Origin of the sequence: Povalibacter sp., from assembly GCF_036520495.1 — a bacterium.
Classification (GTDB): domain Bacteria; phylum Pseudomonadota; class Gammaproteobacteria; order Steroidobacterales; family Steroidobacteraceae; genus Steroidobacter.
The window spans coordinates 72,791-91,551 of record NZ_DATDJO010000061.1 but is presented as its reverse complement, the minus strand read 5'-3'; the positions used below and the strand labels follow the sequence as shown (position 1 = coordinate 91,551).

The following is an 18,761-nucleotide window of genomic DNA, read 5'->3' as shown; positions in this document are numbered from 1 at the left end:
TCCAAAGGCGATCGGCGGCACCCACCCTCGGCCGGAGCGGAAGGCAGGACTGCCGGAATCTGGATTGATTGGGACTGCGCTACGCGCAGTGGGGAGCTGCCGATGATAGTCCGGCACCTGCTCCTGCAAGAGCAAGGCCAGCTTATCGAGATATCGCCGCAAGCTGTTGCATTTGCGCCTGAACGGCGCGCTCGACGACCTAGACGCGGCTGCGGCCCGCGGATTTGCGAAAAGAGCCGGTGGATAGATCAGCGTATTCCCTATCCATGACCACGACGCAATTGCGGCCGCGTTCCTTGGCGGCGTACAGCGCCTCGTCAGCCAGCTGGATGAAGCCGAAATGGCTGCGGCCGTTCTGTGGCTGCACACAGGCCGCACCGATACTCACTGTCAGGCGACCGCTTTGCGGGGAAGCCGCGTGCTCGATCCCGAGCGATTCGATCCCCGCCTGGATACGGCGGGCCAGTTCTTCGACATGATCGCGCCGTGTATCGAACAGCACGATGGCAAATTCTTCGCCGCCATAACGCGCTGTCACGTCCAGCGGACGGCGAGCGGTTCGGGTCAGGGAGTGCGCCACGCGTCGCAGGCATTCGTCGCCGGCCTGATGGCCGTAACGGTCGTTGTAGGCCTTGAAATGGTCGATATCGATCAGCAGCAACGCAAGCGGCGCCTGCTCGCGGATGGCCTGCAGCCAGATGCAATCCATGTGGTCATCGAAATAGCGCCGGTTGTGGATAGCGGTCAGCCCATCGCGGCTCGCGGTCTCGATCAGCAGTTGCTCTTCGAGATAATTGGTGCGATTGGTGCGTTCCATCGTGTAACGCACCATCGCACCGATCACATTGGCCGAGGCCAGGACGACGAGGTCGACGATGATCGTGGCCGCAGGCACTCCAGCGATCGTGGCGGCCAACAGATAGGAAGCGGCGACGAGCAGCGCGCTGACCAGCGCCGCAGTGAAGAGCATGCCGAGCATGAAGTAGATGAAGATCGTCATGATGACGACCGTGGAAATCAGGTTCACGCCATGCAGCGCCGCAATGACCGCCAGGACCGCGACACCGCCGCCGAAAATTGGCGCCAGAACCTGGCAGGCCAGCGCGTAATAGCGGTGATACAGCTCCAGGCGCACCAGCAGCAGCCCGATGCCCAGGATCGGCGCAAACATGATGATCCGGATCTGGTTCATCAGCCGGTTGACCTCGGCGTCGAGCACCAGGTGGGTCATCCAGGAGAAGCCCACCACGATGACCAGGGCAATCCAGAGGTTGCGCCGAATCTGCGGCTGCGATTCGGCGCGGAACACGGAGCGGAATTCGTGCTCCAGCGGCGCGTCGAAGCGCAGGCCTTTGAAGCCCCGTTCCAATTGCAATGCATGCGGCGACTCGACAGGGGCACCCGCCGGGACGCGCGTCCGTGAGGATTGCGGGATCTTCGAACGAGTGTGGTCGCGCATGGAGTTTTTTTGGAACGCGCGGACTTGGGGACTCTCACGGTCCGCCGCGCGCCCGGTGACATAACGTTACCGGTAAATCGCAACCACCCACAAGCGGGTCAGGGTTTCTGACCGCTATCTATAGGCTCTCGAGCAGCGTAATTGTTCTTCGACCGGTGCGGCGCGGGGCTACTTCACCGATGCTGCAATGCGCACCGCTTCGCGGCGATCGCGGGCTTCCTTGATGAAGCGTCGCCACACCTCATAGGCGTCCCAGCCACTTGCCGTTTCCGTCACCTTCGTCGTGCCCAGGTGCTCGCCCAGATCATCGGCATTCGCCGCCGAGGCGACGCCGTGCATCTGACTGCTGATGGTCTCTTGTGTGCTGCTCATGGAAGTCCAAATTCATCCCTGAATATGCCTGTTTGCTAGTAGGGGAACAGTCTAGGGGCTCCTTACGCTTTTCCCGGAGTGCGCAGTTCTCACTTTGCGAAGCACTGAGGAGGTTATGACCAATTCCCACGTTTACGTGACTAAAGTTTCGCCGCGACCTGTCGTCTCGCTGGATGGAGTTGTCTGCACTTTGCTGCGACTGCGGCATCGGAATGGATGCACGCCAGTGAGGGGCGCCGGCGGATTCAACGCCGAAAATAGCTCGCAAGATATTGGTCGAACGTCATCGTGTCGGCGCGTTCGATGGCTTCCTGCTTGCGCAACGATTCCTCGGCCTGATCCGCGAACTGGGCGAGACGCTGTTCGTTGGGCGGATAGAGATCGAGAAAATAGTTCTTGTGCACGTTCGACATGCGCAAGGCCATCTGCGCGAATGATTCGCCGGTCGTGCGCAACTCCTGCAACGTGCGCGCCGAGGGTGTCAGCGCCGCATCGCTGATCTTGGCTTCCTGCAGTTCCAGCGCGGCAGCATAGGGTCGCTGCGGGTTGCCCTCGTCGAGCAGTTCGCAGATGCCTCGCATTGAATCGATCAGCTCCAGCGCCCATGTGCGGAACTCTACCGGCCGCCCATTGCGGTTCAATTGCAGGCCGGGCTCCCGGCCGCGATGCGCGATGACGGAATGGTTGATGTCCAGCGTGCTGTCTTCCTGGGAGTCGATCGGCGAGCTGTCCTTCAGCAGGCACAGCGCAGCAAAGGCTTCCAGAAAACGCAGCTTGTGCTGATTCACGCCGACCGGGTCGAAAGCGCTCACATCCAGCGCGCGGAATTCCACGTATTCAACCCCGCCGCGGCGCAGCGCCTGGCTTGGATGCTCGCCGGAACGGGTCACGCGCTTCGGACGGATGTAGCTGTAGTACTCGTTCTCGATCTGCAGCTGATTGGCGTTGAGCTGGCGATACTCGCCGTCCACCTTTATGCCGATTTTTTCGTAATCGGGATTCGGCGTGCTCACTGCGGCATTCAGGTCGCGCACATAGTCATCCAGGCCGTTCACCGAGATGTGCACACCCGCCTGATTCTTGTTGCGATAGCCCAGGTCGGACATGCGTAGCGACGTCGCATAAGGTTCGTACAGGGTGCCGGGACTGAATTCCTGCAACGAGTGCTCACGCCCCTTGACGAACGAACTGCAGAGCGCCGGCGAATTGCCGAACAGGTACAGGATCAGCCAGCCATGCCGCCGGTAATTGCGCAGCAACCCGAAATACTGCGCCGAAATGAAATCCTGGCCGGCACTGCGTTCCTGCATGGCATCGGCGAGGACCGGCCAGAGCGCCGATGGGAACGAATAGTTGAAATGCACGCCGGAGATGGCCTGCATCATGCGGCCGTAGCGATGCCCGAGGCCGAGCCGGTACACCTCTTTCATGCGCCCGATATTGGAACTGCCGAAGTGCGCGACAGGAATGCTGGCATCGCCATTGAGGTTGCAGGGCATGCTGGTTGCCCAGAGCAGTTCGTCGCCGAGATGCCGGTAAACGAATTGATGCAGGTCGCACAGAAACTGCAGCAGCTCCCACGATTGGGAAAACGCGGGCGTGACCAGTTCGATCAACGACTCCGAGTAATCCATGGTGATGGATTCGTGCGTCAGCGCCGATCCCAGTGATCGCGGATGCGGCGTCGATGCCAGCGTGCCATCCGGACGGACACGCAGCGATTCCTTCTCCACGCCCTTCAGTCCGCCCTGCAGCAGACCGCCTTCGCGCATATTGATGAGCGACGCGAGGCGGCGCTCGAACGCGCGATCGATGGCAGGACGACTCATAGATGGAGATTCTTCAGAAGCGAATGCGTCCGACGAGCATGTCGCGGAACAGGACGAAGTCCCCCAACAGGCTGTAGAACGGGTGTGAAAAGGTCGCAGGCCGGTTCCTGTCGAAGAAAAAATGCCCGACCCACGCGAATCCATAGCCGACGACGGGAATGGCGAACAGCAGCCACAGGTTCTGCAGCGCAATCGCCAGCACGAGCACCGTCAGTACGAGCGTCGTACCGATGAAATGAAGGCGACGACACATCGGCGTGCGGTGCTCTGACAGGTAGTACGGATAGAAGTCCGCGAAACTCGCGAAGCGATCGTGCGAAGTCTGGACAGACTGGGTCATGGGGCGCGGCAGCATGCGAGTGGGCGGCGGCAAGTTTCCTCAGGCAGATCAGAGGCGTCAAGCCAACTTTGAGAAATAGCCTTGAAAACTGCTTCACGAGCGTGCAGTACGCATGCGTTCGGCCGCGCAGCCCGTACGGAATATGCGCCGTGCCCCGCCGCCTGGGGTGTGGTTTCATACGCGCGTCGGTCCGTTGCGCCCACGCGATCGATGCAGCTGCAGACGTCCGGCGCAAAAATCTTCGGATGTGAAGCTTGCTCGAAGGCGCCATCCCGCAGACGACGACCCGCGGTATCCACGAACGAGGTTGCGCACGCAATGGAATCGGCAGTGAACTCGCTGGTCGACTCCTCAGTTGCCGTTTCCGGCTGGATCGCCATTGCTGCGCTGGCGCTCGTCGTTGCCGTCGGCATCCTGCACCTGTGGCGCACCCACGCCCGCATCGCCCAGCGCACCCAGGCCCTTGAAGTCGAGCTCGACGAGCGGCGGCGCATCGAAGCACAGCTCGAAGCCATACACGCGCAGCTGGAGGAGCGCGTCAGCGAGCGGACCCGCTCGCTCGAGGCGCGCAATCGTGAGCTAACGCAGCTGCGACTGACGCTCGAAACCGCGAACCAGCGCCTGCGCCGTCTCGTTACGGTCGATGCGCTGACGGGGGTGGCGAACCGCAGGCACTTCGATCGCGAACTGGAGCGTGAACTGCGTCGTGCACGCCGCGACGGCGTGCCGCTGTCGCTGGTCTTTCTCGATCTCGACGAGTTCAAGAAATTCAACGATACCTACGGTCATGCTCGCGGCGATGACGTGCTGCGCAGCGTCGCCCGGACGCTCAACGAGACGTTCCGACGCGCCGGCGATTTCGTTGCACGCTACGGCGGCGAGGAATTCGCCATCGTGCTGCCGGGGCTCGATGCCCGCCGCGCCGCCCTTTATGCCGAACGCCTGCGCCGACGCATCTGGCGCGAAGCGATTCCATTCGACGTCACGACCCACGGCCGCGTCACCATCAGCGCTGGTGTCTCCACGGTTGTGCCGCCCATGATGGCAACCGCGGATGATCTGCTGCGTGGGGCTGACCGGGCGCTGTACCGCTCCAAATGCCTCGGCCGCAATCGGATTGCCTCCGCCCCCGTCGAGCCGGCCATACTCGAAGCCAGCAAGGCGGCATCGTGACCGACCTCCTCCGGCCCGCACACGGGTCGGCCAGTTAGCCAGTCGCCCCCCCGATCATATGCGCCTGGCTGTCGGCGGCTTCCAGCACGAAACCAACACGTTCGCAGCGCAACCGGCGACTCTCGCCGACTTCACGGCGCCTGATGCGTGGCCCGGACTCACTCGCGGCGCCGATCTGATTGACGCCGTGCGCGGCATCAACCTGCCCGCTGCCGGATTCATCGCCGAAGCGTTTGCCACAGGCGACACCATCGCACCGCTTACCTGGTGTTCGGCGACACCATCGGGTCGCGTCACGCGTGCGGCGTACGAGCACATTGCGGATCTGCTGCTCGACGATCTGCGCCGCGAACGTCATCTCGATGCGGTCTATCTGGATCTGCATGGAGCGATGGTGGCTGAGCACGTGGACGACGGCGACGGCGAACTGCTTCGTCGCGTGCGCGCACTCGTCGGACCGGACGTGCCCGTGGTCGCGAGTCTCGACTTCCACGCCAACGTGTCCGAGCAGATGCTGCGCCAGGCGAGTGCGCTCGTTGCCTATCGCACATATCCCCATGTGGACATGACGACGACAGGTGCCCGCGCGCTGCGCTGCCTACACCTGATTCGCAGCCGCCCGCCAAGGCGCGCCATGCGCCAGCCGCCGTTCCTGATTCCTTTGACGTCGCAATGCACGCTGATCCAGCCGCTCGCATCGATTTTCGATGACGTGGTGCGACGCGAACGCGGCTCCGTCATTTCTCTCAACTTCACGCCAGGATTTCCCGCCGCCGATGTCGATGACTGCGGACCCGCCATCTTCGCGTACGGCAGCGATGCAACGGCGGTCGCCCGACAGGTCGAAGAACTGACGAACGACATCGCCGCACGGGAAACCGAGTTCGCGCTGGAGATCCATCCCATCGAGTCAGCGCTGGCGGAACTGACTCGCACACCGGCAACGCGTGGGCGGCCCATCGTCCTTGCGGATACGCAGGACAATCCCGGTGGCGGCGGCACGGCCAGCACCACCTCCCTGTTGAAGGAACTCGTTGCGCGTCGCATGCGCGGCGTTCTTGCCGGAATCATCTGCGATCCGCGCGCGGCCGACCGTGCCCACGAAGCGGGCATCGGCGCTGCAATCGAGATGGAAGTCGGTGCATTTTTTGGCAACACCGCTGGCGTCGCCGGCGAAACGCCCATCCGGGGACGCTGTCATGTCGTCGCGCTGGGCGACGGCAAGTTCACTGCCACTGGGCCGTTCTATCTCGGCTCCCGCATGGAGCTGGGACGCATGGCGCTGCTGCGCATCGATGACATCCACATTGCAGTCGCGAGTCGCAAGCAGCAGGCCGCGGACCAGGCGATGTTCCGCCACCTGGGCGTGGAACCGCAGGATTTCGCGGTGCTTGTGCTGAAGAGCTCCGTGCATTTTCGCGCCGACTTCGGACCCATCGCCCGTCGCGTATTGGTCGTCGCGGCGCCGGGACCGAACATCGCCGATCCCGCGAGCCTGCCGTTCACGAAAGGCCGGGGAGCAGTTCGCCGCTAGGCCGTTCCCCCGAATCGCACGTCGCGGCATACCTCTTGCTTCATCCCCCCTGCCTCCTGCGCGGCAGGATGAGTCCACGCCATCGATGGGCGTATATTCGGCGCTGCTCGGGCGACCCGTACTGTCGAGTTGTCAACGAATAGATACAGTCGCCGATCAGAATTCCGCCGGGGCCATCGGCCGCGTCAGTGCAGAACACGTTCCGTTCGTCTGGCAGCACAACAACGTCGGGGAGAATCGCATGACTGACAAGAAAACCGTCGGCAGTGTGACGTATCAGAATGCCGGCAAGGACTACTTCGAGAAACGTGGACTGAAGCGCCACGCCCGCGTCTGGTCACTGTGGGCCCTCGGCGTCGGCGCAGTGATCTCAGGCCATTTTTCCGGCTGGAACTTCGGCATCGGCGCAGGCGGCTGGGGCGGTCTGTTCGTCGCCGCGATCATCATCGCCATCATGTATGTCGGTCTGATCTTCAGCCTGGCCGAAATGTCGCCGGCGTTGCCGCACACCGGCGGCGCTTACTCGTTCGCCCGCAGTGCCATGGGACCCTGGGGAGGCTTCATCACCGGCCTTGCGGAGAGCATCGAGTACATCATGACCCCCGCGGTCATCGTGTTCTTCATCAGCACGTACCTCACGGGCATCTTTGAAACCGGCGCCATGTACCAGCCGTTGTGGTGGATCGGCTGTTACATCATCTTCGTGGCGCTGAACTACTGGGGCGTGTCGGTCTCGTTCAAGATTTCCGTCGTCGTCACCCTGATGGCGCTCGCAGTGCTGGTGATCTTCTGGATCAGCGCCATCCCCCACGCGGACTTCACGCGCTGGGCGCTCAATATCGGCGTCGGACCGGACGGCGCATTGATCGAACTGCCAGAGGGCGGCGGCGAGTTCCTGCCCAAGGGCTGGTATGGCGTGCTGGCGGCGCTGCCATTCGCGGTGTGGCTGTTCCTCGCCATCGAAGAGCTGCCGCTCGCCGCCGAAGAATCGGTCGATCCGAAAAGGGACATGCCGAAGGGATTGACCTTTGGCCTGCTGACGCTGATTTTCTCGGCGGTGATGATCATGTTCCTGAACTCGTCGATCGGCGGGCTCGGCGACGGCCAGATGCACGGCGCATTCTCGATGGCGACATCGGCCGAGCCGCTGCTCGACGGATTCCGCGTCATCTACGGCGCTGACATCGCCAAGCTGCTCGCGCTGTTCGCCGTGATCGGACTGATCGCGAGTTTCCATACGATCATTTTTGCTTTCGGCCGCCAGATCTACTCGCTGTCGCGGGCCGGGTACTACCCCGCAGTGATGTCCATCACGCATGGCGTGCGCAAGACGCCGCATATCGCGCTCTTCACGGGCGCCGCCATCGGCCTGGCCGTGATCATGGCGGTCTGGTTCTCGCTGGGTGCGGAGAAAGGCGGCGCAGTGATCGGCGCGACCCTGCTCAACATGGCCGTGTTCGGCGCCATGATCTCGTACGCATTCCAGGGCGTGTCGTTCATCCTGCTGCGCAGGAACATGCCGAATATCGAACGGCCGTATCGCAGTCCGCTCGGCATTCCTGGCGCCGCGGCGACCGTGATCATCGCGCTCGTCACTCTGTACTTCCAGCTGCAGGATCCTGTGTATCTCAAGGGCGTGTATGCGGCGCTGGCCTGGTATGTGCTGGGCATCCTGTACTTCGCCGCCGTCGGGCGGCACAAGCTGGTGCTGTCGCCCGAGGAAGAGTTCGCACTCACCGCCGGGCAGCACGGGCATCCGGAAAAAGAAGGCTACGGCACGACGAAGCTGTGAGGATCGCGCGAGCTCGATCCGCAACTATCAATTGTCAATTATCCATTGTCCATTGACGCCCCATGCTTGAACCAAGACAAATCAAAACCGCTGCCGACGTCCGGGCCATCATCGAGCAGCGCAATCCATCTCACGTCAAAGTGGGCGTATTCGACATCGACGGCATCCTGCGCGGCAAATACATGTCGCGCGCGAAGTTCCTCTCGGCGCTCGACAGCGGCTACGGCTTCTGCGATGTCGTGCTGGGCTGGGACTGCCAGGACCAGCTCTACGACAACGTGAAGTTCACCGGGTGGCACACCGGCTATCCGGATGCGCCGGTGCGCATTCTTCCCGAAACCTGCCGGCCGCTGCCGTTCGAGAACAATGACCTGTTCTTCCTGAGCGAATTCATCGCACCGGCGGACCAGATCTGTCCGCGCGGCCTGTTGCGCAGAGTCGTCGATCGCGCGCAGACGATGGGATTCTCCGCCTGCGCCGGTTTCGAATACGAAGTGTTCTTCTTCAATGAGACACCGGAGTCGGCGCGCGAAAAGAATTACCGCAATCTGCAGCCGATGGCGCCCGGCTGGTTCGGCTATTCCGTCATCCGCAACACCGTCGAATCCGATTTCTATCGCGAGATGCTCGCCACCTGCGAAGCGATGGACTTCGGTATCGAAGGGCTGCACGAGGAAACCGGTCCCGGCGTCATCGAAGCCGCGATCACTTTCGACGCAGCGCTGGCGTCCGCCGACAAAGCAGCCCTGTTCAAGACTTTCATCAAAGTACTGGCGCAGCGCAACCGGATGATGGCGACCTTCATGGCGAAGTGGTCGCGCGACTGGCCCGGCCAGAGCGGCCATATCCATCTGTCGCTGAAGGGGCCGGATGGCAAGCCCGTGTTCCATGACGAGTCGCAGCCGCATACCATGAGTCAGACCATGCGGCACTTCGTCGGCGGATTGCAGCAGCTGATGCCGGAACTGCTGGCGATGGTGTCACCGACCATCAACTCCTATACGCGCCTCATCCCGGGATTCTGGGCGCCGACCGACTCGACCGTTGGCGTCGAGAATCGAACCTGTGCGCTGCGCATCATTCCGGGCAGTGCGAAATCGCAGCGCGTCGAGTATCGCGTCGCCGCGGCCGATGCGAACCCCTACATCATCCTGTCGACCGCGCTGGCTTCGGGTCTCTGGGGCATCGAGAACAAGGTCGAGCCGGAACCACTGGTGCAGGGCAACGCCTACGACAAGAAATTTCCCGAGCACCTGGCACTGCCACGCACATTGTGGGATGCAGCCCAGCGCCTGAAGAAATCAGAGATGGCGCGCGACTGGTTCGGCGATGCGTTCGTCGAACATTTTGCCGCCACGCGCGAATGGGAGGAGCGCGAGTTCCGCAAACACATCACCGATTGGGAACTTGCGAGGTACTTCGAAATTATCTGACGAGCAGTGACGCGCACCCGGTGACGGGCCAGAATCCGCGCTCTCGTCCTGATTATTTCCCACCGGTCACCGACACCCGTCCATGCTCCAAACCATCTCTCCCATCGACAACAGCGTCTACGCCGAACGTCCATCTGCGACGGCCGCGCACATCGATGCCACCCTGGATCGCGCACGCACCGCGCAACGTGTGTGGCGATCGACATCGATTGCCGAGCGAGCCGCCGTCCTCAACCGCTTCTGTGACATCTTCGAAGCGCAACGCGAGCAGATCGCTCTCGAACTGACGTGGCAGATGGGGCGGCCTCTCAAGTATTCGCCGAACGAAGTGCGCGGCACGCTGGAGCGTGCCCGGCACATGATTGCGATCGCGCCGACCGCACTCGCGGACATCGACGCAGACCAGAAAGAAAACTTCCGGCGTTTTCTGCGACGCGAGCCGCTGGGTGTCATCCTGACGATTGCCGCCTGGAACTACCCCTACCTGATTGCAGTGAACAGCGTGATTCCGGCGCTCATGGCCGGCAACGTGGTGATCCTGAAGCATTCCGCCCAGACCTTGTTATGCGCCGAGCGCTTCGAGCAGTGTCTGAATGCAGCAGGACTTCCAGACGGCGTATTCCAGGTGTTGCACATGAGCCATGAGGACACGGAGCGTGTCATTCGTGATTCGCGCATCGGCTTCGTCGCCTTTACCGGATCGGTGGCAGGCGGTCACGCGGTGCAACGCGCTGCGGCCGAGCGATTCGTCGGCACCGGGCTCGAGCTCGGTGGTTGCGATCCCGTCTACGTGCGTCACGACGCCGACGTCGCGCATGCGATCGAGAACGTCGTGGACGGCGCGTACTTCAACAGCGGTCAATCGTGCTGCGGATTGCAGCGCATCTACGTGCACGAAAAGGTCTACGGCGCCTTCGTCGAAGGCTATGTGGAGCTGACACGCAAGTACGTGCTCGGAAATCCGCTCGATCCGCAGACGACCCTGGGACCGGTCGTACGCGCGACTGCCGCCGAGACGATCCGCAGGCAGATCGCCGCCTCCATCAGCGCCGGTGCAACGCCCATCATCGAAGAATCCGAGTTTGCCGAGAGCCGTCCCGGCACGCCGTACCTCGCGCCGCAGGTGCTGCTCGATGTCGACCATTCCATGCCGGTGATGAAGGAAGAGATCTTCGGCCCCGTCGCCGGCATCATGCGCGTGGACTCCGATGAAGAAGCCCTCGCTCTCATGAACGACACCGTCTTCGGCCTCACCGCCGCCATCTGGACGGCGGATGAAGAAGCCGCGCTATCGATCGGCAATCGCATCGAGACCGGTACATGGTTCATGAATCGCTGCGACTACCTCGACCCTGCTCTCGCGTGGGTCGGCGTCAAGGACTCCGGCCGCGGCTGCACGCTGTCGGTCGTCGGTTACGAACACCTCACACGCCCGAAGTCGTTTCATATGCGTGTGCGCACATAGTGCGCATCGCAGGCCGTAGGCGGTAGGCTCTAGCCGGAGCAAGACTGGATCTTCTGCGTCTTCCGACCTACAGCCCACAGCCTACGGTCTATAGCCTATGCCCTCACTCCGCGGTAACTGGAACTATCCCACGCTGATCCGCTTCGGCGCCGGCCGCATCACCGAACTACCGGACGCCTGCACGTCGCTGGGCATCCGCAAGCCGTTGCTGGTGACTGACCCCGGATTGGCCGCGCTGCCTATGATCGCGGATGCCGTGGAGGCATGTCGTCAGGCCGGTCTGCCGTGCGATGTATTTTCATCCGTGCAGGCGAATCCGGTGGAGGCGAATGTCACCGCGGGGGTCGAGTTGTATCGACAGCGCGGCTACGACGGCGTCATCGCGTTCGGCGGTGGTAGTGCGCTCGACGCGGGCAAGGCGATTGCGCTGATGGCCGGGCAGTCGCGGCCGATCTGGGATTTCGAGGATCGCGACGACTGGTATACGCGGGTCAATGTCGCCGGGATCGCACCGACGGTTGCGGTGCCGACCACGTCCGGCACGGGGTCGGAAGTCGGGCGCGCCTCGGTGATCACCGACGTTCGCAATCACACCAAGAAAATCATCTTCCATCCGAAGATGCAGCCGGCGCTGGTGATCGCCGATCCGGAACTCACGCTGGCATTGCCGCCCCATGTCACGGCGGCCGTTGGCATGGATGCGTTGTCACACAATCTCGAAGCTTACTGCTCGCCCTTCTATCACCCGATGGCTGAGGGCATCGCGCTGGAGGGCATGCGGCTGATCAAGGAATGGCTCGCCCTCGCAGTGAAGGACGGCGCCCACCTCGACGCGCGCGCCCACATGATGGTGGCGTCCACCATGGGTGCGACAGCGTTTCAGAAGGGCCTGGGGGCGATGCACAGCCTGAGTCATCCGTGCTCCGCCAATCTCAACACTCATCACGGACTCACGAACGCGGTGGTGATGCCATATGTGCTGGCATGGAATCGTCGGGTGCTCGAAGACAAGATGGTGCGCCTCGCGGCATTCCTCGGCCTGCCAGAACACTCGTTCGCGGCGGTCCTGACGTGGATCCTGGAATTGCGTCAGACGATCGGCATTCCGCAAACACTCGCCGACATCGGTGTCCGGGATGAACACGTGGTCACCTTCGCACCCCAAGCGTTCGATGATCCGTCCACCGGCGGCAATCCCCTGCCGATGACGACCGACCTGTTCGCGCGTCTGTATCGCAATTGCATCGAGGGCCGTCTGGGCGACGCCACGAACTAATGGTTCATTGCCAATTCAGCCGGCAGGCTTGAGCATCCGTCCATGCGCGGTTTTCTAGCGGTCATCGCCCTCCTGATCACGACATCTGCTATGGCCGACGCGATGCGCTGTGGCAGTCGCCTCATCCGCGAGGGCGACACGCAGACTGCGGTTCGCGACCTTTGCGGCGATCCCAGCGATGTCCTGTCACGCTCCATCCTGCGACGGCCGACCTACTTTGTCGGCGGTCGCGAATATTATTTCGGGGATGCGATGGTGGAAGTTCCAGTTGAAATCTGGACCTACAATCTCGGACCCTACAAACTGATGCGCCGCATTCGATTCGTCGATGGACTGGTCGAGGAGATCGAAACGCTGGGATACGGTTACCGGCCACCCGCGACCGACTGAAGCGCCAGGCGTGTGGTCCGGCGATAGCGCAGCACCAGCAGCACGGCGCAGACCGTCAGACCTGCGATCAAGCCGATCCAGACAAAGATCGGGCCCATCGCCTTCCTCACACCCAACACGTAGGCCAACGAAAAGCCGACGGCCCAGTACGAGAACCAGCACAACGCCATCGGCACACCCGTGTCCTTGAACCCGCGCAGCGCACCCGCCGCGCCCACCTGCACGCCGTCCGATACCTGGAACACCGCCGCAGCAAGCAACAACGTCGCTGCCAGCGAGTGCACCGCCGGATCGTTGGTGTAGAGGGAGGCGATCGGGTCGTTCCATAACACGATGCCGACGGCGGAAATCGTCATCACCAGGGCACACATGCCGATGCCGATGAATCCGGCCTTGCGGGCATGAGCGATCTCTCCGCGACCCAGGGTATGACCGACGTGAATCGTCGTCGCCGAACTGATCGACAGCGGCACCATGAACATGAAGGCCGCGAAATTGAGCGCGATCTGATGCGCGCCTGTCGTGATCGCTCCCATCGATCCCATCAACAACGCCGCAGCCACGAACAGGCCGCCCTCGGCGAGAATGCTGCCCGCGATCGGAACGCCCAGGCGCAGCAATTGGCCGATCACTTGCGAGTCAGGGCGATCGATGCGCTGAAAGATGTTGAACGGACGATACGTCCGATGCCGGCGCATGTACGCGAGCATTGCGATGAGCATGAGCCACATGGCGATCGCCGAGGCGACACCACAACCGACAGCACCCAGTTCCGGCATGCCCAGCTTGCCGTACATGAAGACCCAGTTGCCGAACACGTTGAAGATCAGCGCGCCGACGGCGATATACATGATCGGTCGCGTGTGCCCGAGTCCCTCGCTGGTGAAGCGCAGCGACAGGAACCCCATCATGGCCGGCAGCCCCCAGCTGATGGCTTCGGCGTAGCCGATCGCGACCGGCAGTATTTCAGATGCGATATTCACCGCAGGCAGCGCCCAACTCGCCTGCCACATACCGAGCATCAGTAACATCGACAGCGCGAGCGCCAGCCACCAGGACTGTCGAGCGAAGCGCGTGACAGGTTGGGTCTCAGCAGCGCCGTAGGCATGCGCGACGGACGGCGAAATCGCCATCAGCACACCCAGTCCGATGAACAAAAACAGGTTGTACCAGGCGGCGCCGATCGCAAGTCCGGCAAGATCGCGTGCGCCAAGCTGACCAGCCATCACCGTATCGGTGAACGACATGCCGGTGAGCGCAAGATTGTTGATGAGCAGTGGACCGCCGAGACGGGCGATGGCGCCAGTGTCTGCAGCGACCTGCGCGCGCGATGAAATCGACAACATGGGAGATCAGCTTTGACCGCGCCGCACCGTCGCGGCATTCTTCCTGACGCTCAAATTCTCTCATAGCGAGGCAGCCATGATTGTCGGAACTTCGCCACGACGTGTCGCGATCATCGGCGGTGTACGCATTCCCTTCGCACGCTCCATGGGAGCGTACGCACAAGCCAGCAACCAGGACATGCTGACCGCAACGCTGCGTCATCTGGTCGAGCGCTTTCGACTACAAGGCCAGATGATTGGCGATGTCGGCGCTGGCGCCGTACTCAAACACTCTCGCGACTTCAATCTGACGCGCGAAGCGGTCCTCGGCAGCGGTCTCGCTCCGGAAACGCCGGCGTTCGATCTGCAACGCGCCTGCGGCACGAGCCTCGAAACCGCGATCGTGCTGGGACTGAAAATTGCGGCGGGCCAGATCGATTCCGGCATCGCAGCCGGAGTCGATACGGCGAGCGACGTGCCGATCGTGTATCCCGATTCGTATCGCAAACTGCTGCTGGCAAGTGCGCGCGGCAAGAGCTTCGGACAGAAGATCGCCCCCTGGCTCGGCTTGCGCCCGAAACATTTCAAGCCGCAGTTACCCGGCGTCGTCGAACCGCGCACCGGGTTGTCGATGGGTCAGAGCTGCGAACTCATGGCGAAGACCTGGCAGATTCCGCGCGAATCCCAGGATGAGCTGGCGCTGCAGAGCCATCAGAAGGCCGCAGCAGCGTATGGCGCGGGGTTCTATGACGACCTGGTAGTCGAGTACAACGGGCTCAGACGCGACAACAATATTCGCGGCGACACGTCGCTGGAAAAACTGGCGAAGCTCAAGCCATCGTTCGATCGCAACGGCACGTTGACCGCGGGCAACTCAACGCCGATGACCGATGGCGCGGCCTGCGTTCTGTTGGCGAGCGAAGACTGGGCGCGCAGTCGCGGCCTGCCGGTTCAGGCCTATCTCACCTATGGGAAGGTTGCCGCGGTCGACTTCGTCGACAAGGAAGGACTGCTGATGGCACCCGCCTACGCGGTACCGAGAATGCTTGCAGATGCAGGCATCCGGCTGCAGGACTTCGATCTCTATGAAATTCACGAGGCCTTCGAAGCGCAGGTGCTATGCACGCTGAAGGCCTGGGAGTCACCGGAGTTCTGTCGCGAGCGACTCGGGCTCGCGGAGCCGCTCGGCAGCATCGATCGCAGCAAAATGAACCTGAAGGGCGGCAGTGTCGCGATCGGACATCCGTTCGCGGCCACCGGCGCACGCATCATTGCGACGCTCGCCAAACAACTGGAGCAGCGCGGCAGCGGACGCGGCCTGATCTCCATCTGCACAGCCGGCGGAATGGGAGTGACGGCAATTCTTGAACGCCAGACCTAAAGTGGAGGCGGTCGGCACGCTTCGGCGCGGGGCGCTTGGGCGGAAGCGCCATCCGAACACGACCGACCGCCATCCCAGGCTGCTACCGGACCCCACAGCATCGAGGCCAGGCAACATGCCTGCCGTCTGAACATCGCGATTCCGGGGAGGGGCAGTACGAATCGCGAATGTTCCGCCAGCTGGCATCGACACGAAGATGAAGGGCATCCCAGCCCGTTTGCATACCCTGACCCGTTCGGGTCCCTGTGAGACTTCCGTACTCACTTGCATGCGTGTCCTTGTTTCTACTAGCGACAAACAGCGGGAAATCCCCTCACGGCGCGGTCGTCGGGGTTCTTGACAGACCTCCCTTCAGGCCTAGCCAGATTTTATTTAATCGCTTGATTTTATTATTAATAAATCCAGAGGCACAGCTATTGCATAATTCCGGAGCCATAACGCGCGTCCACTTGCGACGCCCGGGAGATCGAAAATGCTAACGAAGATTGTTTCCCTGGTGGCCCTGCTCGGCTTGTCTGCAACGGCCAGCGCGGCCTACATCCCGGCCACCTGGAGCCATGACGTGAGCGGCCCCGTGGCGATCGGGTCCGGCCAGTCGCACGAGTACACCCATGACATCACCAAGAAAGGATTCAATGCAGCGACGGACCTGGTGACGGGCTTCCTGCTGAGCATCGATCTTTACGACGATGGTTCCGATCCGTGGTACCAGCCGCTGGAAATCGCGTTCGTCGATCTGCCAAGCGCCGGCCTCGTCGACGACTTGCTGGGCGACGGCCTGGTCTTCTCCTTCGGTGACAATGCCTTCCAGGGCTGGTCGATTGGCGGTCTTGCCCAGCTGAACGACTTCGGCACCCTGACGATCACCATCAAGTCGGTGCTCGGCGACTTCATCTTCGGCGGCTCCCACCTGACGGCCAATGGTCTGGCACAGGCATCAGCCAGCGTTCCTGAGCCGGCGACGCTCGGTCTGCTGGGCCTCGGACTTCTCGGCGTTGGCCTGAGTGCACGTCGGCGCAAGAACGCAGCCCGACAGAACTGACCCGCGCTTCGATCGTTCGCAACAAACCCCGCCTTGAGCGGGGTTTGTTTTTTGGGGGTCCTCCCGCCATGACTTGCGACGGCGCTTCGGCGAGACTACCCGCCCTCGACGAGCACCTTCGCCCCTCATGCCTGACTACCTCGGCCAGCCCCACTACGAACACGGATCGCCGTCCCGCCTGGGAGTGCTGCTGGTCAACCTGGGAACCCCGGACGCCCCCTCCCCAGGCGCAGTGCGGCGCTTCCTGGCGGAATTCCTCTGGGATCCGCGCGTCGTCGAAGCGCCGCGATGGCTGTGGTGGCTGGCGCTGCACGGAGTCATTCTGCGCATCCGGCCGCGTCGCAGTGCGCATGCCTACCAACAGATCTGGACGACGCAGGGCTCGCCCTTGCTGGTTCATGGCAATGAACTCGCGCAGCGGCTGCAAAGCGACCTTTCGGCCCGATTGAACGCCAACGTCGTGGTGGCCCTGGGGATGACCTACGGTTCACCGTCGATTCGCACCGCTCTCGAGAAGCTGCATCATGAAGGTGTGCGGCGACTGATCGTGCTGCCGCTGTATCCGCAGTACTCAGGCACTACGACAGCCTCGGTGTTCGATCGCGTCGCACGGACGCTGAGCCGCTTTCGCTGGCTGCCGAGCCTGCGGTTCATCACCGAATACCATGACGATCCCCGCCACATCCGCGCGCTCGCCGACAGCGTCACCCAGCATTGGCAGACATACGGGCAAAATCATCTGCTGTTCTCCTTTCACGGCATCCCGCGCAGCTACCTGCTGGCGGGCGATCCCTATCACTGCCAGTCGCTCAAGACAGCGCGGCTCGTCAGTGAATCGCTGGGGCTCAAACCCGATGAATGGAGCGTAGCCTTTCAGTCGCAGGTCGGACGCGCCGAGTGGTTGCGACCCTACACCGATGAACTGCTGACGCAGTACGCACGCGGCAGCCATAAACGCGTCAGCGTGATCTGTCCCGGGTTCGCCACGGACTGTCTGGAAACGCTGGAGGAGATCGCGATTCGCAACCGCGCGCTGTTCCTGGAAAACGGCGGCGAATCGTACGACTACATCCCCGCACTGAATGCGACGGACGATCAGGTCGCCGCATTGAGCGAACTTGTCGTGCGCAATGCCGCTGGCTGGCAGGCGGAGGGTGTTGCCGAGCCGATGTCGCGCGAACGTGCGTTGCAAGCGGGCGCGTCGCGCTGATCCGCATGCTGGGACGATTCCTCGAGATCAGCCTGCACACTCCAGCGATCCAGGCATCGCTGGAGTTCTACGAGTCACTGGGATTCGTGCAGGCCAGCGTCAGTGAAACCTGGCCGTATCCTTATGCGGTCGTGACCGACGGGCGCCTGTTCATCGGCTTGCACGGTGGCTTCATCCGCTCACCGGCCCTGACTTTTGTCCTGCCGCGACTCGCGCGCAGCATCGAACCGCTACGCGCAGCGGGCGTGTCGTTCGCACAGGAGCGACTGGGCAACGATGTATTCAATCAGGTGGCGTTCGACGACCCGTCCGGACTCTGTATCCACCTGATCGAAGCGCGCACCTTCTCGCCACCGGACTCCGCGCACATCACGACGAGCGCCTGCGGCTACTTCACCGAGTTCGGAATACCCGTGCGTGACACCGCCGCCGCGCGCGCCTTCTGGGAACCACTCGGCTTCGTCGCCATGGAAGAGGAATCCGTACCGTTTCCCCGCACGCCGGTCACCAGCGATTTACTCAATCTGGGCCTGTACCGGACGCGGGCCTTGCGCCAGCCGGTACTGAGCTTCGAAGATCCGGACATGCGCGAACGGCTGTCACGGTTGCGTGAACGCGGTTTTGCCCTGTCCGATGAAATGCCCGACAGCCTCGACGACACGACCAACGCCATTCTGGAAGCGCCAGAAGGAACTCGATTGCTCTTGATGCAATCGGAGATCTGATTTCTTCTATACGAA

16 protein-coding genes are annotated in these 18,761 nt (G+C 62.4%); 11 read left to right on the top strand and 5 right to left on the bottom strand.

All coding sequences use genetic code 11. The features are described 5' to 3' along the window. Window positions 1–199 precede the first annotated feature (199 nt). From VIZ63_RS20935 to VIZ63_RS20920, 4 genes are all read right to left on the bottom strand, one after another. Entirely contained in the window at window positions 200–1,459 is a 1,260-nt protein-coding gene (locus VIZ63_RS20935) for a diguanylate cyclase (RefSeq protein ID WP_331611733.1), read from the bottom strand. A gap of 168 nt (window positions 1,460–1,627) precedes the next feature. Next, window positions 1,628–1,831: a hypothetical protein gene (locus VIZ63_RS20930; RefSeq protein WP_331611732.1), complete on the bottom strand. Its 204-nt coding sequence runs from the start codon at window positions 1,829–1,831 to the stop codon at window positions 1,628–1,630. Between the two features lie 245 nt (window positions 1,832–2,076). Further along, window positions 2,077–3,660: a glutamate--cysteine ligase gene (gshA, locus tag VIZ63_RS20925; protein ID WP_331611731.1), complete on the bottom strand. Its 1,584-nt coding sequence runs from the start codon at window positions 3,658–3,660 to the stop codon at window positions 2,077–2,079. A gap of 13 nt (window positions 3,661–3,673) precedes the next feature. Continuing rightward, entirely contained in the window at window positions 3,674–4,000 is a 327-nt protein-coding gene (locus VIZ63_RS20920) for an Mpo1-like protein (protein WP_331611730.1), read from the bottom strand. 318 nt (window positions 4,001–4,318) lie between these two features. Between VIZ63_RS20920 and VIZ63_RS20915 the strand changes: the two genes are divergently transcribed. The 7 genes from VIZ63_RS20915 to VIZ63_RS20885 all read left to right on the top strand — a co-directional run bounded on the left by VIZ63_RS20915 (window position 4,319) and on the right by VIZ63_RS20885 (window position 13,063). After that, complete coding sequence (locus tag VIZ63_RS20915; protein ID WP_331611729.1) at window positions 4,319–5,173, top strand: diguanylate cyclase; 855 nt, start codon at window positions 4,319–4,321, stop codon at window positions 5,171–5,173. A gap of 58 nt (window positions 5,174–5,231) precedes the next feature. Then, a complete protein-coding gene (locus VIZ63_RS20910; protein WP_331611728.1) occupies window positions 5,232–6,707 on the top strand; it encodes a M81 family metallopeptidase in 1,476 nt (491 codons plus the stop codon). Window positions 6,708–6,948: 241 nt separating this feature from the next. Then, entirely contained in the window at window positions 6,949–8,499 is a 1,551-nt protein-coding gene (locus VIZ63_RS20905; RefSeq protein WP_331611727.1) for an amino acid permease, read from the top strand. A 62-nt stretch (window positions 8,500–8,561) separates the two neighbouring features. Beyond that, window positions 8,562–9,932 (top strand): hypothetical protein, encoded by a 1,371-nt coding sequence (locus VIZ63_RS20900; RefSeq protein WP_331611726.1) that lies wholly within the window; start codon window positions 8,562–8,564, stop codon window positions 9,930–9,932. A gap of 82 nt (window positions 9,933–10,014) precedes the next feature. Beyond that, the gene (locus VIZ63_RS20895) at window positions 10,015–11,397 is read left to right on the top strand and encodes an aldehyde dehydrogenase family protein (protein WP_331611725.1); all 1,383 of its coding nucleotides are present in this window, start codon (window positions 10,015–10,017) and stop codon (window positions 11,395–11,397) included. 97 nt (window positions 11,398–11,494) lie between these two features. Then, window positions 11,495–12,673, top strand: coding sequence for an iron-containing alcohol dehydrogenase (locus VIZ63_RS20890; RefSeq protein WP_331611724.1), 1,179 nt, complete (start codon window positions 11,495–11,497; stop codon window positions 12,671–12,673). A 42-nt stretch (window positions 12,674–12,715) separates the two neighbouring features. After that, window positions 12,716–13,063, top strand: coding sequence for a DUF2845 domain-containing protein (locus VIZ63_RS20885; protein ID WP_331611722.1), 348 nt, complete (start codon window positions 12,716–12,718; stop codon window positions 13,061–13,063). On the opposite strand, the gene VIZ63_RS20880 is transcribed toward VIZ63_RS20885, so the two are convergent. After that, entirely contained in the window at window positions 13,039–14,409 is a 1,371-nt protein-coding gene (locus VIZ63_RS20880) for an MATE family efflux transporter (protein WP_331611721.1), read from the bottom strand. The genes VIZ63_RS20885 and VIZ63_RS20880 overlap by 25 nt on opposite strands. Window positions 14,410–14,485: 76 nt before the next feature. Between VIZ63_RS20880 and VIZ63_RS20875 the strand changes: the two genes are divergently transcribed. The 4 genes from VIZ63_RS20875 to VIZ63_RS20860 all read left to right on the top strand — a co-directional run bounded on the left by VIZ63_RS20875 (window position 14,486) and on the right by VIZ63_RS20860 (window position 18,746). After that, on the top strand, window positions 14,486–15,769 hold the full coding sequence (locus VIZ63_RS20875) for an acetyl-CoA C-acetyltransferase (RefSeq protein WP_331611720.1): 1,284 nt from the start codon (window positions 14,486–14,488) through the stop codon (window positions 15,767–15,769). 472 nt (window positions 15,770–16,241) lie between these two features. Next, entirely contained in the window at window positions 16,242–16,811 is a 570-nt protein-coding gene (locus tag VIZ63_RS20870; protein ID WP_331611719.1) for a PEP-CTERM sorting domain-containing protein, read from the top strand. A gap of 127 nt (window positions 16,812–16,938) precedes the next feature. After that, complete coding sequence (gene hemH / locus VIZ63_RS20865; RefSeq protein ID WP_331611718.1) at window positions 16,939–18,021, top strand: ferrochelatase; 1,083 nt, start codon at window positions 16,939–16,941, stop codon at window positions 18,019–18,021. A gap of 5 nt (window positions 18,022–18,026) precedes the next feature. Next, window positions 18,027–18,746 carry a hypothetical protein gene (locus VIZ63_RS20860; RefSeq protein ID WP_331611717.1) on the top strand — a complete coding sequence of 240 codons (720 nt, stop codon included), beginning with the start codon at window positions 18,027–18,029 and terminating at the stop codon, window positions 18,744–18,746. Window positions 18,747–18,761 lie beyond the last annotated feature (15 nt).

Excerpts from the sequence above, each read along its gene's own strand:
- VIZ63_RS20935 (WP_331611733.1), bottom strand. The coding sequence starts at position 1,459 with ATGCGCGACCACACTCGTTCGAAGATCCCGCAATCCTCACGGACGCGC.
- VIZ63_RS20930 (WP_331611732.1), bottom strand. The coding sequence starts at position 1,831 with ATGAGCAGCACACAAGAGACCATCAGCAGTCAGATGCACGGCGTCGCC.
- gshA (WP_331611731.1), bottom strand. The coding sequence starts at position 3,660 with ATGAGTCGTCCTGCCATCGATCGCGCGTTCGAGCGCCGCCTCGCGTCG.
- VIZ63_RS20920 (WP_331611730.1), bottom strand. The coding sequence starts at position 4,000 with ATGACCCAGTCTGTCCAGACTTCGCACGATCGCTTCGCGAGTTTCGCG.
- VIZ63_RS20915 (WP_331611729.1), top strand. The coding sequence starts at position 4,319 with ATGGAATCGGCAGTGAACTCGCTGGTCGACTCCTCAGTTGCCGTTTCC.
- VIZ63_RS20910 (WP_331611728.1), top strand. The coding sequence starts at position 5,232 with ATGCGCCTGGCTGTCGGCGGCTTCCAGCACGAAACCAACACGTTCGCA.
- VIZ63_RS20905 (WP_331611727.1), top strand. The coding sequence starts at position 6,949 with ATGACTGACAAGAAAACCGTCGGCAGTGTGACGTATCAGAATGCCGGC.
- VIZ63_RS20900 (WP_331611726.1), top strand. The coding sequence starts at position 8,562 with ATGCTTGAACCAAGACAAATCAAAACCGCTGCCGACGTCCGGGCCATC.
- VIZ63_RS20895 (WP_331611725.1), top strand. The coding sequence starts at position 10,015 with ATGCTCCAAACCATCTCTCCCATCGACAACAGCGTCTACGCCGAACGT.
- VIZ63_RS20890 (WP_331611724.1), top strand. The coding sequence starts at position 11,495 with ATGCCCTCACTCCGCGGTAACTGGAACTATCCCACGCTGATCCGCTTC.
- VIZ63_RS20885 (WP_331611722.1), top strand. The coding sequence starts at position 12,716 with ATGCGCGGTTTTCTAGCGGTCATCGCCCTCCTGATCACGACATCTGCT.
- VIZ63_RS20880 (WP_331611721.1), bottom strand. The coding sequence starts at position 14,409 with ATGTTGTCGATTTCATCGCGCGCGCAGGTCGCTGCAGACACTGGCGCC.
- VIZ63_RS20875 (WP_331611720.1), top strand. The coding sequence starts at position 14,486 with ATGATTGTCGGAACTTCGCCACGACGTGTCGCGATCATCGGCGGTGTA.
- VIZ63_RS20870 (WP_331611719.1), top strand. The coding sequence starts at position 16,242 with ATGCTAACGAAGATTGTTTCCCTGGTGGCCCTGCTCGGCTTGTCTGCA.
- hemH (WP_331611718.1), top strand. The coding sequence starts at position 16,939 with ATGCCTGACTACCTCGGCCAGCCCCACTACGAACACGGATCGCCGTCC.
- VIZ63_RS20860 (WP_331611717.1), top strand. The coding sequence starts at position 18,027 with ATGCTGGGACGATTCCTCGAGATCAGCCTGCACACTCCAGCGATCCAG.